The following is a 15,524-nucleotide window of genomic DNA, read 5'->3' on the forward strand; positions in this document are numbered from 1 at the left end:
ATGGCCCGGGTGTGCGCGGCCTCGACGGTGTTCGGCAGTCCTGAGGGTGTTCGGCGGTCCTGAGGGTGTTCGGCAGTCCTGAGGGTGTTCGGTTGCCCTGAGCGTCAGGACGCGCGGCGTGCGCGCGCGGCGCGGCGCTTGAGAGCGCGGCGCTCGTCCTCGGAGAGTCCGCCCCAGACGCCGGAGTCCTGCCCGGTCTCGAGCGCGTACTGAAGGCAGATCTCCGTGACGGTGCAACGGCCGCAGACCGCCTTCGCCTTGTCGATCTGGTCGACGGCCGGTCCCGTGTTGCCGACGGGGAAGAACAGCTCCGGGTCAGCGGTCAGGCAAGCGGCTTTGTCGCGCCAGTCCATGCGGGTACTCCTTCAATTGCGGGGGGAATCGACCACGGGGGTCGCAGTAGGGTCTCGTGGCCGGAACCTCGACGCTCGACGCGGGGCGTCGAGCATGCGCTATCGGTCCATCGTGTCGGGCACGTCCTCCTGGTGCGTCGGGCTCAGCCTCTCGAGTTCCGCCTATCGGACTCATTCGTCGAGCGTCGCGCTCGGCTGATGAGGTTGTGGCGGTTGGTCACTCCAGCACGGAACATCACAGATGCGGATCAGACGAGTGCTGAGATGCACCCGATTCGATCCGCACCGAGAGTTCCAACAGGGGTTCGCGGTCTCCAGGGGAGGTCCATCGTACGGACGTGCTCGCAACCCTGAGAGCGTCGTTTCGGCCTCCAATATGGTCGCATACTGGTAGTACCGAATCAATAGCTCTGTATGGGATTGGCCTGTGAACGCTGCCTCGATGGACCGACCGGACGAGGGGGCGGGCACCTCCGTTGGACCGGGCGCGCGGCCATCGAGAGCCGTGTGGCTCGCCGTCGTCCTCGTCGCGATGGAGGCTCTCGCCCTCGGCATCGCTGTGGTCGTGCTGCTCGTCGACGTCGTCACGCTCACGCCGTCCTCGCTCGCGAGCGCGATCGCCCTCATCGTCCTCACGGCCGTGGCGGCCGCGTGGGTTTCCTGGATCGCCGTGTCACTTCGTCGTGGGGCGCCGTGGGCGCGGGGCGGAGCCGTCTTCTGGCAGCTCGTCCAGCTCGCTGTCGCGCTCGGTGCGATTCAGGGCTCGTTCGCGCAACCGCTCATCGGGGCGGCGATCGCCGCCCCGTCGATCCTCGTGCTCGTGCTCATGTGCACCCGCTCGGTCATGCTCCACACGAAGCGGCCAGACCCCGAGCCCTGACCTCGCTTTGAGCGCGGACCTCGCTCTGAGCGCGGTCTAGTCGAGACCGAGCTTCTTGCGCAGCATCGCGACGTGGCCGGTCGCCTTCACGTTGTAGAGGGCCTGCTCCAGGGTGCCGTCCGGCGCGATGACGAACGTCGAGCGCAGCACGCCCGTGACCGTCTTCCCGTAGCTGTTCTTCTCTCCCCACGCGCCGTATGCGAGGTGCACGGCCTTGTCCTCGTCCGACAGGAGATCGAAGGGAAGGGAGTCGCGTTCGCGGAACGCCGTCTGCTTCGACGGGGCGTCTCGCGAGATCCCGATGACGGTGAATCCGGCGGCGAGAAGCGACGCCTCGTTGTCACGGAAGTCGCAGGCCTGGGTGGTGCACCCGGGAGTCATCGCCTCCGGGTAGAAGAACAGGATGACGCGGCGACCCGCCAGATCGGAGAGGGAGACGGTCTTGCCGTCCTGGTTCGGGAGGGAGAACGTGGGAGCGGGCTGGCCCGCTTCGAGGCGCTGAGAAGTGGTCACTCTCCGAGCTTAGGTGAGGAGGCGACGCTCTGCAGGAGGCGATGGAACGAGTCGAGACGAGCCGCTCCGCCCTCGCCGAGCTCGCCGTCGGCGACCGCCTCGGCGATGGCGCAGTCGGGCGCGTCCGGGAGGTGGGTGCACCCACGCGGGCACCGCTCGGCGATCTCGGCGAGGTCGGTGTACGCGCCCAGGATGTTGGCCGGGTCGACGTGGCCGAGCCCGAACGAGCGCACGCCGGGGGTGTCGATGACCCAGCCGCTCCCGTTCGCGGTCCGCACGCGGTAGGACTCCGTCGACGACGAGGTGTGGCGTCCACGCCCCGTCACCTCGTTCACGCGTCCGATGGCGCGCTGCGCGTCCGGCACGATGGCGTTGACGAGTGTCGACTTCCCCACGCCGGAGTGCCCCACGAACACCGAGGAGTGGCCGATGAGCCGTTCGACGATCTCGTCGACGGGGATGCTGCCCGACCCCGACGTGACGACGTCCAGATCGAGGCCCGCGAAGTTCTCCAGGAACTCCGTGGGGTCGGCGAGGTCCGTCTTGGTGATGCAGAGGATCGGCCGGATCTTCGCGTCGAGCGCGGCGACGAGGTAGCGGTCCACGAGTCGCGCCCGCGGCTCGGGATTGGCGGCGGCCACGACGACGACCATCTGGTCGGCGTTCGCGACGATGACGCGCTCGACCTGGTCGGTGTCGTCGGCGCTGCGTCGGAGGAGCGTCGAACGTTCGCCGACACGGACGATGCGAGCGAGCGTGCCGGGATCACCGGACGTGTCGCCCACCAGATCGACGTGGTCGCCCGTCACGACGGCCTTCCGTCGCAACTGGGAAGCGCGGGTTGCGGTGAGCTCACGCTCCTCCGGGGTGTCCTCGTCGAGGAGCACGAGATAGCGGCCGCGGTCCACCGAGAGGACACGCGCGGTCTGCGCATCCTTGTGCTCGGGGCGCTGCTTCGTGCGCGGACGCGAGCCCTTGGGGTTCGGACGGGCACGGAACGAGGCCTCGTCGTACTCGTCGTACTCGTCGTCGCTCGTGGTCTCGGGCGTCTCCCACCAGCTCACGCGCCGTGCGCCTCCACCATGCGCCGCCAGAGCGACGGGAACTCCGGCAGGGTCTTGCCTGTCGTTGCGATGTTCTCGATGCGGACGCCCTCGACGACCAGGCCGATGATGGCGCCGGCGGTCGCCATCCGGTGGTCGTGGTAGCTCATCCAGCGCCCGGCGGTGAGGGGACGCGGAGTGATGCGGAGGCCGTCCGGCAGCTCCTCGGCCTCCCCGCCGAGCCGGTTGATCTCGGTGACCAGTGCGGCGAGACGGTCGGTCTCGTGGTGACGGATGTGTCCGATGCCCCGGAGCGTCGACGGCGTGATCGCGAGCGCCGCGAGAGCCGCGAGTGCGGGCGCGAGCTCGCCCCCGGTGGTCAGATCGAGATCGACGCCCGAGATCTCGCTCGGGCCGGTGACGGTGATGCGGCCGTCGCCGACCTCGACCTGTGCGCCGAACAGGGGGAGGAGGTGAACGAGATCCGCACCCACCTGCGTCGTCTCGTCCGGCCAGCCGTCGATCGTGACGCGGCCACCCGTCGCCACGGCGGCGGCGAGGAACGGCGCGGCGTTCGACAGGTCGGACTCGATCCGCACGTCGCGTCCAGAGATCGGACCGGGTGCGACGCTCCAAGCGCCGACGCCGTCTGAGGATGCGTCCACACCGCGCTGCCTCAGCGCGTCGATCGTCATCTCGATGTGGGGGACGCTCGGGAGACGCTCTCCCCGGTGACGCAATTCGATGCCGTCGTCGAAGCGAGGGGCGGAGAGCAGGAGACCGGAGACGAACTGGCTCGATTGCGAGGCATCGATCTCGAGGGAGCCGCCACCGACCGAGCCGGTGCCGTGGACCGTGAAGGGGAGGGAGTCAGCGCTGTTCGCGTCGACGTCGACCCCGAGCGCCGTGAGTCCGGCGATGAGACCGCCCATCGGGCGTCCGCGGGCCGCATCGTCGGCGTCGAAGACGGTGGGTCCGAGGGCGAGAGCGGCGACGGGGGGCACGAACCGCATGACGGTGCCCGCGAGACCGCACTCGATCGTGGTCGAGCCGGTGAGTTCCTCCGCCGGCGTCACCACCCAGTCGTCACCGTAGTCTCCGCTCCCAGGAGCGGGCTCGATCGACGTGCCGAGGGACCGGAGCGCCTCGACCATGTTGCCGCTGTCCTGCGAGTGGAGCGGAGCGCGCAGACGGGACGGAGCGTCGGCCAGCGCAGAGAGGACGAGCTCGCGATTCGTGATCGATTTCGACCCGGGGAGGGTCAGCCGGGCGGTCACTGGACCGCCCGCGAAGGGAGCAGCCCAGTCGTCATCGGTGGCTGGCGTCTCGCGCATGCCGAACAGATCGACCTCTGGCGCGGAATATTTGGCTTCGAACATCGTTGTCCTAGGGTATCGGCCAATCGGTCGCGACGAGAGGAGGGCCTGTGATGCAGAACGTGCTCGAACGACCCTCGCTCGACCGCGTGATCTCGCGTGCGCGGGCACTGACTCTCCCCGAACGCTCGCAGCCGCTCGAACTAGACTGGGCGGCGATGATACCGATCGATGACGCCCCCGTTCCCGGTCCGGCTGCCGGCGCTGCCGCTCCGGAGGTCTCCGACGAGATGACCGATGTCCGGGCCGTGGCCCTGGCCGACATCGAGGGCGCCCCCGACGCGACCACGGTGGGTGCGACCGACGATCCGCGTCCGCTCTTCGAAGAACAGGCTCTCCCGTTCATCGACCAGCTCTACGGTGCGGCCATGCGGATGACGAAGAACCCGTCGGACGCGCAGGACCTCGTGCAGGAGACCTTCGTGAAGGCGTACGCTGCCTTCGGACAGTTCCAGCAGGGCACGAACCTGAAGGCGTGGCTCTACCGGATTCTCACGAACACGTACATCAACCAGTATCGGAAGAAGCAGCGCGAGCCCTACCAGGGCACGATCGACGATCTCGAGGACTGGCAGCTCGGCGGCGCGGAGTCGACCACGGCCACATCGAGCCGCTCGGCCGAGGCGGAGGCGATCGACCGCATGCCGGACAGCGCCGTCAAGGACGCGCTGCAGGCGATCCCCGAAGACTTCCGACTCGCGGTGTACCTGGCGGACGTGGAGGGCTTCGCGTACCAGGAGATCGCCGACATCATGAAGACCCCCATCGGAACCGTGATGAGCCGGCTGCACCGCGGCCGTCGGCTGCTGCGGGATCTGTTGGCCGATTACGCGCGGGAGCGCGGGATCGAAACGACACGCGTGAGGAGCGCACGATGAGCGACTGTGGCTGCGACAAGGCGAAAAGGGACCTCGAGGAGTTCCTCCGGAACGAGGTCTGTCGGACCGAGGCTGCGGACATCCGCGCCCATCTCGAGCACTGCGAGTCTTGCCGGAGCGAGGCCGCGCTGTCCGTGACCCTCACGGAAGCCGTGCAGCGTGCGTGCAAGGAGACGGCACCGGCCGACCTCAAGGACCACGTCCTCGCCCGTCTCCGCGACATCAAAGCGGGCCACGAGGCGAAGTCCGCTCCGGCTCTCTGATATCCGGGGCTCTGGTATCCGGCACCCTGATATCCGGCACCCTGGTATCCGGCGCCTTGGCGTCAGACCGTCGGATGCTGAGACCCGAGGCGTTGTGGTTCGAGACAGAAGAATCCCCCGCCGCACCCGGTCGACCGGGAGCGGCGGGGGATTCTCGTGTGCGCGGCGACTAGTGCGTGAGCGCGCGGCGGATGAGGTCGCTCTGCTCGGCCGCGTGACGCTTCGCCGATCCGGTCGCCGGTGACGCGGACGCCGCCCGGGTGACGCCGACGATGTCGCGGCCGGTCGCCGCGAACTCGTGCGCGATGAACGGCCAGGCGCCCTGGTTCTCGGGCTCGTCCTGCACCCACACGAACTCGGCGTTCGGGTACTCCTCGAGCACGGCGCCGAGGTCGTCGCCGGGGAACGGGTAGTACTGCTCGAGGCGCACGAGGGCGACGGAGTCGTCCGGGTTCTTCTCGAGTTCTGCGCGCAGATCCCAGTGGATCTTGCCCGAGTGCAGCAGCACACGGGTGACCGCGTTCTTGTCGACGGCTCGGGGATCGTCCAGCACCGGCTGGAAGCGTCCAGAGGTGAAGTCCGCGACGTCGCTCGTCGCCCCGCGCAGGCGCAGCATGGCCTTCGGGGTGAACACCACGAGCGGCCGACGCGGCAGCGCGTACGCCTGACGGCGGAGCAGGTGGAAGTACGACGCCGGGGTCGACGGGCGCGCCACGGTCATGTTGTTCTCGGCACAGAGCTGTAGGAAGCGCTCGATGCGAGCGGATGAGTGGTCAGGACCCTGGCCCTCGAAGCCGTGGGGCAGCAGCAGCACGACGCTCGATCGCTGTCCCCACTTCTGCTCGGCGCTCGAGATGAACTCGTCGACGATCGTCTGGGCGCCGTTGACGAAGTCGCCGAACTGGGCCTCCCAGAGAACGAGAGCATCGGGACGTTCCACCGAATAGCCGTACTCGAAGCCCATGACGGCGTACTCGGACAGGATCGAATCGTAGATCCAGAAGCGCGCCTGGTTCTCGTGCAGATTGAGCAGCGGGAGCCACTCCTGCCCGTTGACCCGGTCGTGCAAGACGGCGTGACGCTGCACGAACGTGCCGCGGCGCGAGTCCTGACCGCTCATGCGCACGGGGGTGCCCTCGACGAGGAGGGAACCGAGGGCGAGCAACTCTCCGAACGCCCAGTCGATGCCGCCCCTCCGGCTCATCTCCTTGCGCTTCTGGAGCAGCTGGTCGAGCTTCGGGTGGACCGTGAAGCCCTCGGGCTTGTTGTCGAACGCGTTGCCGACGAGCTCGATGACCGCCGAAGAGACCGCGGTCGACTCGGGCTCACCGGAGTAGCCTTCGTCGTCCACCGTCGGCGAGATGATCGGCGTCGACGCGGTCTGCGCGGCGTGCGTCTCCATGAAAGCGCGCTCGAGGCGGTCCTGGAAGTCGCGGTGAGCGGCCTCGTACTCCTCCTCGCTGATGTCGCCGCGTCCGACGAGCGCCTCCGTGTAGAGCTTGCGGACCGAGCGCTTGTGCTCGATGAGGCTGTACATGAGCGGCTGGGTCATCGAGGGGTCGTCGCCCTCGTTGTGCCCGCGGCGGCGGTAGCAGACGAGGTCGATGACGACGTCCTTCTTGAACTCCTGGCGGAACTGGAACGCGAGCTCCGAGACGCGCACGACCGCCTCGGGGTCGTCGCCGTTCACGTGCCAGATGGGAGCCTGGACGGTCTTCGCGACGTCCGTGGCGTAGATCGAGCTCCGGCCGTCCATCTGCGGCGTGGTGAATCCGACCTGGTTGTTGACCACGATGTGGATGGTGCCGCCGGTCTTGTAGCCGCGCGTCTGCGAGAGCTGCATGGTCTCGAGGACTATGCCCTGGCCGGCCATCGCCGCGTCGCCGTGGACGAGGATCGGGAGCGTCGAGAAGGTGCCGATCGGCTTGCGATCCTGCTTGGCGCGGACGATGCCCTCGAGCACGCCGTCGACGGCCTCGAGGTGCGACGGGTTCGCCGCGAGGTAGACCGGCAGTTCCGTGCCGTCGGCCGCGCGGAAGGTGCCCTCGGTGCCGAGGTGGTACTTGACGTCACCGGAACCCTGGGACTTCTTGTCCTGGGTGCCCTCGAACTCCTGGAAGATCTGGCCGTAGGTCTTGCCGGCGATGTTCGTGAGAACGTTCAGACGGCCGCGGTGGGCCATGCCGATCGCTGCCCCGTCGAGGCCTGCGGCGGCGGCACCTTGGAGGATCGCGTCGAGGCACGCGATCGTCGACTCGCCGCCCTCGAGGCTGAAGCGCTTCTGACCGACGTACTTCGTCTGCAGGAAGGTCTCGAAGGCCTCGGCCTCGTTGAGCTTGCCGAGGATGCGGAGCTGCTCGTCGTGGGTCGGCTTCGCGTACGTCCGCTCGACCTTGCCCTGGATCCACTTGCGCTGGGCCGGGTCCTGGATGTGCATGTACTCGAGGCCGATGGTGCGGCAGTACGAGTCACGGAGCACGCCGAGGATGTCGCGGAGCTTCGACTGACGCGCGTCGCCGAACTCTCCCGTGACGAACTCGCGGTCGAGGTCCCAGAAGGTGAGTCCGTGGCTCGCGATGTCCAGGTCGGGGTGCGTGCGCTGCACGTACTCGAGCGGGTCGATGTCGGCCATGAGGTGACCGCGCACGCGGAATGCGTTGATGAGCTCGTGCACGCGCGCGGTCTTGTTGATCATGTCGGCGAGGTCGACGCTGATGTCGGTGGCCCACTGGATCGGCTCGTAGGGGATGCGGAGAGCCGCGAAGATGCCCTCGTAGAAGCCGCGCTGCCCGATGAGGAGCTCGTGGACCTTCTTGAGGTACTCTCCGGAGCCCGCGCCCTGGATGACGCGGTGGTCGTACGTGGACGTGAGTGTGATCGTCTTGCCGATGCCGAGCTCGACGAGCGTGTGCTCCGACGCGCCCTGGAACTCAGCCGGGTAGTCGAGGGCGCCGGCGCCGATGATGCACCCCTGGCCCTTCATCAGACGCGGCACCGAGTGGACGGTGCCGATGCCGCCGGGGTTCGTGAGCGAGATCGACGCACCCTTGAAGTCGTCGGCTGTGAGCTTGTTGCCGCGGGCGCGACGCACGAGGTCCTCGTACGCGGCGAGGTAGTCCGTGAACGAGAGGGTGTCGGCGCGCTTGATCGCAGGGACGAGGAGCGCGCGGGATCCGTCGGGCTTCGGGATGTCGATCGCGATGCCGAGGCCCACATGGGCGGGGGCGACGACGCTCGGCTTGCCGTCGACCTCGTCGTAGAAGACGTTCTGGCTCGGGAACTCCTTGAGCGCCTGGATGAGCGCCCACCCGATGAGGTGGGTGAAGCTGACCTTGCCGCCGCGAGACCGCTTCAGGTGATTGTTGATCACGATGCGGTTGTCGATCATGAGCTTCGCCGGGACCGTGCGAACACTCGTCGCGGTGGGAACGGTGAGGCTCGCGTCCATGTTCGTGGCGAGCGACTTGGCCATGCCGCGCAGGGGCGAGATGACGTCCTCCGGCTCCTCGGACGACGACTGCGGCGTCGGTGCGGGGGCGTCAGCCGGAATGGGAGCGGCCTTCGGCTGCTGGCTCGTGGTGCGAGCGACCGGTCGACCGGAGTCGTTCGCCGGGGGAGCCTCTGCCGCACTCGCGCTCGACGCCGGTGTCGATGCCTTCTGCTCGCTCTGCGCGGGCGCCGGCGACGGGGCGGCCGAGGACGGGGCCGCCGCGCTCGCCGTCGGCTCGGGGGACCGCGGAGCGGTACCGCCCGTCTTGTGCTGGTGGTAGGCCTCGAGCGTGGGCCACCACGACGAGTCCACCGAGTTCTTATCGACTGTGTACTGCGAGTAGAGCTCGTCGACGAGCCACTCGTTCGCACCGAACTCCGCTGCGGAATTCTCGTCGGTTCCTGCTCCGGTCACTGGGCCTGACACGGTCGGACCACCACTTTCGTCACTCGCCATTTCGGACCGCCACCGAGGGCTCGATGGCGTCGCACACTCCGGAAAACAAGCCTAAACCCTGCTGCCCCTCTCCACGTCACCCCGAGGGCGGCTAGCGTGGTCGCATGCAGTTCTACGGCGACGAACCCCAGCACGATCTGACCTACTCCGACGTCTTCCTCGTCCCGTCCCGGTCCGGCGTGTCGAGTCGACTCGACGTCTCGCTCGCCCCGCAGGACGGCACGAGCCAGACCATCCCGATCGTGTCGGCCAACATGAACTCGGTCACGGGACCGCGACTCGCTGCGACGCTCGCGCGCCGCGGCGGTCTCGGCGTGCTGCCCCAGGACATGCCCCTGCAGGACCTCGACGCGGCCATCCGCTGGGTGAAGGCGCAATCGGTGGCGTTCGACTCTCCCGTCTCGTTCTCGCCCGACACGACCGTGGCCGACGCGCTGTTGAGCGTGCCGGCGGTTCCGGGCGGACACGGGATCGTCGTCGTCGGTTCCGACGGTGAGCTCGCGGGGTGTCTCGATGCCGAACGGTTGGGACGAGCGCTCCCGGACGCCCGGCTCGGCGACCTCATCCACGGCGGCGTCGCGTCGATCGACGCCGACGACGTCACCTCGGCGCGCGCGGCCTTCGACCTCATGGTCCAGGCCGACCTCGAGTTCGCCCCCGTCGTCCAGCACGGGCACCTGGTCGGGACGCTCAGCCGGACGAGCGCGTTGCGCTCCACCCTCTACGCGCCGGCCCTCGACGCGTCCGGCCGGTTGTCGGTCGCCGCCGCCATCGGCGTCAACGGTGACGTCGCCGCGAAGGCCAAGGCTCTCGCCGCCGCCGGTGTCGACGTCCTCGTGATCGACACAGCGCACGGGCACCAGGAGTCGATGATCGCCGCGATTCGCGTGGTGTCAGCGCTCGGTCTCGGCATCCCGATCGTCGCCGGCAACATCGTGACGTCCGACGGCGTGGCCGACCTCGTGGAGGCGGGTGCCAACATCCTGAAGGTGGGTGTCGGCCCCGGCGCGATGTGCACGACGCGGATGATGACCGCGGTCGGTCGACCGCAGTTCTCCGCCGTGCTCGAGACCGCCGAGGCCGCGAAGGCGCACGGCGCAGCGGTGTGGGCCGACGGCGGCGTGCGGTACCCCCGTGACGTGGCTCTCGCGCTCGCCGCGGGGGCGTCGTCCGTGATGATCGGGTCCTGGTTCGCCGGCACGATCGAGGCGCCCGGCACGATCCACGCCGACCCGTCTGGACGTCTCTACAAGGAGAGCTGGGGGATGGCCTCCACGAAGGCGGTGCTCGAGCGCTTCGGCCGACTCGACCCGTACGAGCTCGCCCGCAAGACGCTCTTCGCCGAGGGCATCAGCTCCTCCAAGATCTACCTCGATCCGCTGCGGCCGTCCGTGGAGGATCTGCTCGACATGATCACGTCGGGCGTGCGCTCGTCCTTCACCTACGCGGGGGCGCGCTCGATCCCGGAGTTCCACGACCGCGCCCTCGTCGGTCTCCAGTCGGCCGCCGGCTACGAGGAGGGCAAGGCGCTCCCCGTCTCCTGGTGATGCGAGCCCCTTGCCGCCTCACCCCGGCCGCGGCGTCCGCCCCGGCGCCGCCCAGAGGCGTGCCGAGGGGAACGATGACGGGAGCGGTGACTGCTCAGGAACGGCGGGGGATGGGCCGATATAGTGGGGGGACAATGGACGAACCCCCTTCTGCGCATTCCGTCGACTCCCGTTCCCGCTCCGCAGCGGTCGCAACGGACGACGGCGAGTCCGAGTCCTCCCAGGAGGACCACAGTCCCTGCCTCCGTGTGACGGAGGCATCTCATGTATGAGTGGATCATGCTCGGCGTCGGGCTGGTCCTGACGGTCGGGACCGGCTTCTTCGTGGCGAGCGAGTTCGCGCTCGTCAACCTCGATCGATCCGATCTCGAGGCGCGACGCGATCGCGGCGAATCCCGGCTCGGGATGACGATCGCCGCCCTCAAGATCACATCGACGCACCTCTCGAGCGCGCAGCTGGGCATCACCCTCACGACGCTCCTCACGGGTTACACGATGGAGCCGGCGCTGTCGTCGCTGCTCGCCGACCCGTTCGCGTCGATCGGTATCCCCGACGCGGTGGCCGGCCCCATCGCGACCGTTCTGGCCGTGCTGATCGCGACCCTCCTGTCGATGATCATCGGCGAACTCGTGCCCAAGAACTTCGCCCTCGCGCTGCCGCTGCACACGGCGAAGCTCGTCATCCCGTTCCAGACCCTCTTCACGACGGTCTTCAAGCCGGCGATCGTCGTGCTCAACGGCAGCGCGAACAGCATCCTCCGATCCATCGGCATTGAGCCCAAGGAGGAGCTGTCGGGCGCGCGGACGGCCGAGGAGCTCTCGAGCCTCGTGCGTCGCTCCGCCGGAGCCGGCACGCTCGAGCAGGACACCGCGACGCTCCTCAACCGCACCCTCCAGTTCTCCTCGCACACCGCGTCCGACGTGATGACGCCGAGACCGCGACTCGAGACCGTGCGCCGCACGGACCCCGCCTCGCTCGTCGTCGAGCTCGCGCGCAGCACGGGCTACTCGCGCTTCCCGGTGATGGACGAGGACATCGACGACATCGTCGGCCTCGTCCACGTGAAGCAGGCCGTCGCCGTGCCGCGGGACAGGCGCTCCGACGTGCCCGTCTCCGCGCTCCAGTTCGACATCCTCCGCGTGCCTGAGACGATGCACCTCGACACGCTCCTCGTCGAGCTGCGCGGCCGCGGCTACCAGATGGCGGTCGTCGTCGACGAATACGGCGGCACCGCCGGGGTGGCGACGCTCGAGGACCTCGTGGAAGAGATCGTCGGCGAGGTGTCCGATGAGCACGACCGTTCCCGCGCCGGAGTGGTCCGCGGCCGGGACAGCACCGTCTTCCCCGGAAGCCTGCGCCCCGACGAGCTCCTCGAGCGCACAGGCGTCAAGGTGCCGGACGAGGGGCCTTTCGAGACCGTCGGAGGCTTCATCATGAGCGAACTCGGCCGACTGCCGGCTGCGGGCGACGAAGTCGGGATCGAGGCGGGCACGCTCCGCGTCGAGCGACTCGACGGACGTCGTATCGATCGGGTGCGCTTCACGGCCAGCCCGGAGCAGGGGGACGACGATGAGTGACTGGGCCGGAATCGCGTGGCTCGTGGTGCTCCTCATCGCGAACGCCTTCTTCGTCGGAGCGGAGTTCGCCGTGATCTCGGCCCGACGCTCCCAGATCGAGCCGCTCGCCGACCAGGGCAAGCGCAGCGCCAAGACGGCGCTCTGGGCGATGGAGCACGCGACGCTCATGCTCGCGACGAGCCAGCTCGGCATCACCGTGTGCTCGCTCCTCATCCTGAACGTGTCGGAACCGGCGATCCACCACCTGCTCGAGTATCCACTCGCCCTCACGGGATGGTCCGAGGAGGTCATCGGCACGGTCGCGTTCATCATCGCGCTCCTGCTCGTCTCATACCTGCACGTCGTGTTCGGCGAGATGGTGCCGAAGAACCTGTCCTTCTCGATCCCCGACAAGGCCGTGCTCATCCTGGCGCCGCCGCTCGTGATGGTGGCGACGATCTTCAAGCCGATCATCTGGACGCTCAACGCCACGGCGAACGCCGTCCTGCGACTGTTCCACGTGGAGCCGAAGGACGAGGCCACGTCGTCGTACACGCTCGAGGAGGTGGCGACGATCGTCTCGCAATCCACCCGCGAGGGCGTGCTGGACGACTCGTCGGGAGCCCTCGTCGCGGCGTTCGAGTTCACGAGCAAGAAGGTCGGGGACGTCGCCCTCCCGCTCGACGGGATCGTGACGCTTCCGGAGACCGTGACAGCGGCGGAGCTCGAACGGGCCGTCGCGAAGAACGGGTTCTCGCGCTACGTGATCGTCGACGACCAGGGTCAGCCGATGGGGTACCTGCACCTCAAGGACGTGCTGCGGTTCGAGGCCACGGCGGAGCCTGGTGACGAGGACCAGCCGGTGCCGCCGAAGCGCATCCGTCAGTTGGTCTCGATCTTCGAGGAGACGGACCTCGAGGACGCGCTCACGATCATGCGTCGGTCCGGCGCCCACTTGGCCCGCGCGTTCGACCGCGAGGGGCAGACCACCGGCGTGCTCTTCCTCGAGGACATCATCGAGGTGCTCGTGGGCGAGGTCCAGGACGCGACCCAGCGACGCTGAGGATCCCGTCGTTCGCCGCACCGCCTTCGGGCGGATGCGGCGAACGACGCGCGTCGGTGATCAGGCGAAGGGCGCCCGGAGGTACTGCGGCGGCGTGTAATCGATCGTGGCGCCGAGAACGGAAGCCGCACGGAGCGGCAGGTGCGGATCGCGCAGCAGCTCGCGACCCATCATGATCGCGTCGGCCCGGCCGAAGCGGACGATCTCCTCGGCCTCCTCCGGGTCGGTGATGAGGCCGACGGCGCACACGGGGGCGTCGACGGTGTCGCGCACGAGCGTCGCGAAACGCACCTGATAGGCGGGCTCGGTGGGGATCGTCGCGGGCACGTTGCCGCCCGTGGAGACGTCGAAGAGGTTGGCCCCCGCCGCCGCAGCCCAACCGGCGACCGTCGCGGTGTCGTCCTCGTTCCATCCGCCGTCCGTCCAGTCGGTGGCGGAGAAGCGGACGAAGACGACGGCGTCGCCGGCTGCGGCGCGGACCGCGCGTACGACCTCGAGGAGCAGCCGTGCCCGGTTCTCGAGGCTTCCGCCGTATCCGTCCGTGCGCTCGTTGGAGAGTGGCGAGAGGAACTCGTGGAGCAGGTAGCCGTGTGCAGCGTGGATCTCGAGGACGTCGAACCCCGCCTCCACGGCACGACGCGCGGCCGCGGCGAAGTCGGCGACGATCCCGGCGATCTCCTCGGTGTCGAGGGCCCGCGGCGTCGCGTAGCCCGGGAACGGGGTGGCCGACGGAGCCACGGGCTCCCATCCGCCGTCCTCCGCCGGTACGGTGCCTCGCTCCTCGCTCCAGGGTCGGAACGTCGAGGCCTTCCGGCCTGCATGCGCGAGCTGGACACCCGCCGCCGCGCCCTGAGAGTGGAGGAAGCGCACGATCCGCGCCCAGACGGCGGCCTGCTCGTCGTTCCAGATGCCCGTGTCCTGCGGCGAGATCCGTCCGGCCGGGCTCACGGCGGTCGCCTCCGTGACGACGAGTCCGGCTCCACCCGCGGCGAACTGACCGAGGTGCACGAGATGCCAATCGGTGGGCACGCCGTCACGATCCTCGACGGAGTACTGGCACATCGGTGCGACCCACAGGCGGTTGCGAATGGTGAGCGAACGGAGCGTAAGGGGCTCGAAGATGGCGGGCATGCGGTCCTCTGATGGTGGGGCGAGTGCGCGCGAGCGACCTCAAGGGGTGCTCGCGGGCGGCTTTTCAACTTATCGTGAACGCATGAGTGACGATGCGAGGTGGACAACGGACGGTGCAGTCCACTGGCTCCACAGGGCGACCGCCGACGACGACAAGTACTCGCGAGGCGTCCTCGGCGTCGCCACCGGATCGGAGCGCTACCCCGGTGCGGCCGTGCTGGGTGTCGAAGCGGCCGTGCGGGCGGGCGCCGGCATGGTGCGATACGTCGGCCCCGACGCGGTCGCGAGCCTCGTCCTGCAACGGCGTCCCGAGGTGGTGTGCGGAGTCGGACGCGTGCAGGCGTGGCTCATCGGTTCGGGGATCGACGCCCAGGAACCGGGCGAGGGCCGCGTCAGCGATTTCCGCCACGCCCTCGACGACGGCGTCCCCGTCGTCGTGGACGCCGGGGCGCTCGGAGTCGCCGCCGACGGCCTCGAGGGGCTCGCTGTCCTGACTCCGCACGCAGGCGAGCTTCAGCGCCTCCTGGAATCGGTGGGGGAGGACGTCGGGCGTGAGGAGATCGCCAGCGACCGCGAACGGTGGGCCCGCCGAGCCGCCGAGGCCGCCGGCGCCGTCGTGCTCCTCAAGGGTTCCCGGACGATCGTGGCCGCGCCGGACGGATCCCTGATCCGGCTCCCGGAGGCGACGCCGTGGCTCTCCACCGCCGGGACGGGCGATGTCCTCGCGGGCGTCCTTGGCTCCCTCGTCGCGGCCGCCGCCCCTCGCATCGACTCGCACGACGCCCTCGCCCGGGTGGCGGCGACGGCCTCGCTCGTGCACGCGCTCGCCGCCGAGCGTGCGTCGGGTGGCGGACCGATCGCAGCGCTCGACGTGGCGGAAGCCGTTCCGCGCGTGATGGCCGATCTGCTCGGCTGACGTTCGTGGAGACTCGACGGATGGCTCACAGCTTCTTCACAGCGCTGGGATAGGACTT

13 protein-coding genes are annotated in these 15,524 nt (G+C 69.0%); 7 read left to right on the plus strand and 6 right to left on the minus strand.

The genetic code is table 11. The features are described 5' to 3' along the window. Positions 1-104: 104 nt before the first annotated feature. Positions 105-353 carry a WhiB family transcriptional regulator gene (locus CLV49_RS12270; RefSeq protein ID WP_090711166.1) on the minus strand — a complete coding sequence of 83 codons (249 nt, stop codon included), beginning with the start codon at positions 351-353 and terminating at the stop codon, positions 105-107. A 442-nt stretch (positions 354-795) separates the two neighbouring features. On the opposite strand from CLV49_RS12270, the gene CLV49_RS12275 reads away from it, so the two are divergent. Continuing rightward, the gene (locus tag CLV49_RS12275; protein WP_127054292.1) at positions 796-1,233 is read left to right on the plus strand and encodes a hypothetical protein; all 438 of its coding nucleotides are present in this window, start codon (positions 796-798) and stop codon (positions 1,231-1,233) included. Between the two features lie 36 nt (positions 1,234-1,269). Here CLV49_RS12275 and bcp read toward each other — a convergent pair whose 3' ends face one another. From bcp to aroA, 3 genes are read right to left on the minus strand one after another with little or no spacing between them, the layout of a single operon-like run. Next, the gene (gene bcp, locus CLV49_RS12280) at positions 1,270-1,746 is read right to left on the minus strand and encodes a thioredoxin-dependent thiol peroxidase (RefSeq protein ID WP_106563790.1); all 477 of its coding nucleotides are present in this window, start codon (positions 1,744-1,746) and stop codon (positions 1,270-1,272) included. Continuing rightward, a complete protein-coding gene (rsgA, locus tag CLV49_RS12285) occupies positions 1,743-2,810 on the minus strand; it encodes a ribosome small subunit-dependent GTPase A (protein ID WP_106563791.1) in 1,068 nt (355 codons plus the stop codon). Before rsgA ends, bcp begins: the two co-directional genes overlap by 4 nt. Beyond that, complete coding sequence (aroA, locus tag CLV49_RS12290; RefSeq protein ID WP_106563792.1) at positions 2,807-4,168, minus strand: 3-phosphoshikimate 1-carboxyvinyltransferase; 1,362 nt, start codon at positions 4,166-4,168, stop codon at positions 2,807-2,809. Before aroA ends, rsgA begins: the two co-directional genes overlap by 4 nt. Before the next feature lie 155 nt (positions 4,169-4,323). Here aroA and CLV49_RS12295 point away from each other — a divergent pair, with 155 nt between their 5' ends. Then, positions 4,324-5,043 carry a sigma-70 family RNA polymerase sigma factor gene (locus CLV49_RS12295; protein WP_424978743.1) on the plus strand — a complete coding sequence of 240 codons (720 nt, stop codon included), beginning with the start codon at positions 4,324-4,326 and terminating at the stop codon, positions 5,041-5,043. Next, positions 5,040-5,306, plus strand: a complete 267-nt coding sequence (locus CLV49_RS12300; protein ID WP_106563793.1) for a zf-HC2 domain-containing protein — start codon at positions 5,040-5,042, stop codon at positions 5,304-5,306. Before CLV49_RS12295 ends, CLV49_RS12300 begins: the two co-directional genes overlap by 4 nt. A gap of 169 nt (positions 5,307-5,475) precedes the next feature. Here CLV49_RS12300 and CLV49_RS12305 read toward each other — a convergent pair whose 3' ends face one another. Beyond that, positions 5,476-9,222, minus strand: coding sequence for a multifunctional oxoglutarate decarboxylase/oxoglutarate dehydrogenase thiamine pyrophosphate-binding subunit/dihydrolipoyllysine-residue succinyltransferase subunit (locus tag CLV49_RS12305; protein ID WP_208019784.1), 3,747 nt, complete (start codon positions 9,220-9,222; stop codon positions 5,476-5,478). 134 nt (positions 9,223-9,356) lie between these two features. Here CLV49_RS12305 and guaB1 point away from each other — a divergent pair, with 134 nt between their 5' ends. The 3 genes from guaB1 to CLV49_RS12320 all read left to right on the plus strand — a co-directional run bounded on the left by guaB1 (position 9,357) and on the right by CLV49_RS12320 (position 13,419). Further along, entirely contained in the window at positions 9,357-10,799 is a 1,443-nt protein-coding gene (gene guaB1, locus CLV49_RS12310; RefSeq protein WP_106563795.1) for a GMP reductase, read from the plus strand. A 264-nt stretch (positions 10,800-11,063) separates the two neighbouring features. Then, a complete protein-coding gene (locus tag CLV49_RS12315; protein ID WP_106563796.1) occupies positions 11,064-12,377 on the plus strand; it encodes a hemolysin family protein in 1,314 nt (437 codons plus the stop codon). Next, on the plus strand, positions 12,370-13,419 hold the full coding sequence (locus tag CLV49_RS12320; RefSeq protein ID WP_106563797.1) for a hemolysin family protein: 1,050 nt from the start codon (positions 12,370-12,372) through the stop codon (positions 13,417-13,419). Before CLV49_RS12315 ends, CLV49_RS12320 begins: the two co-directional genes overlap by 8 nt. 60 nt (positions 13,420-13,479) lie before the next feature. Here CLV49_RS12320 and CLV49_RS12325 read toward each other — a convergent pair whose 3' ends face one another. Next, positions 13,480-14,550, minus strand: a complete 1,071-nt coding sequence (locus CLV49_RS12325) for an NADH:flavin oxidoreductase/NADH oxidase (protein ID WP_106563798.1) — start codon at positions 14,548-14,550, stop codon at positions 13,480-13,482. Positions 14,551-14,632: 82 nt separating this feature from the next. Here CLV49_RS12325 and CLV49_RS12330 point away from each other — a divergent pair, with 82 nt between their 5' ends. After that, positions 14,633-15,466, plus strand: coding sequence for an ADP-dependent NAD(P)H-hydrate dehydratase (locus tag CLV49_RS12330; RefSeq protein ID WP_106563799.1), 834 nt, complete (start codon positions 14,633-14,635; stop codon positions 15,464-15,466). Positions 15,467-15,524: the final 58 nt, after the last annotated feature.

Source organism: Labedella gwakjiensis, from assembly GCF_003014675.1.
GTDB lineage: Bacteria > Actinomycetota > Actinomycetes > Actinomycetales > Microbacteriaceae > Labedella > Labedella gwakjiensis.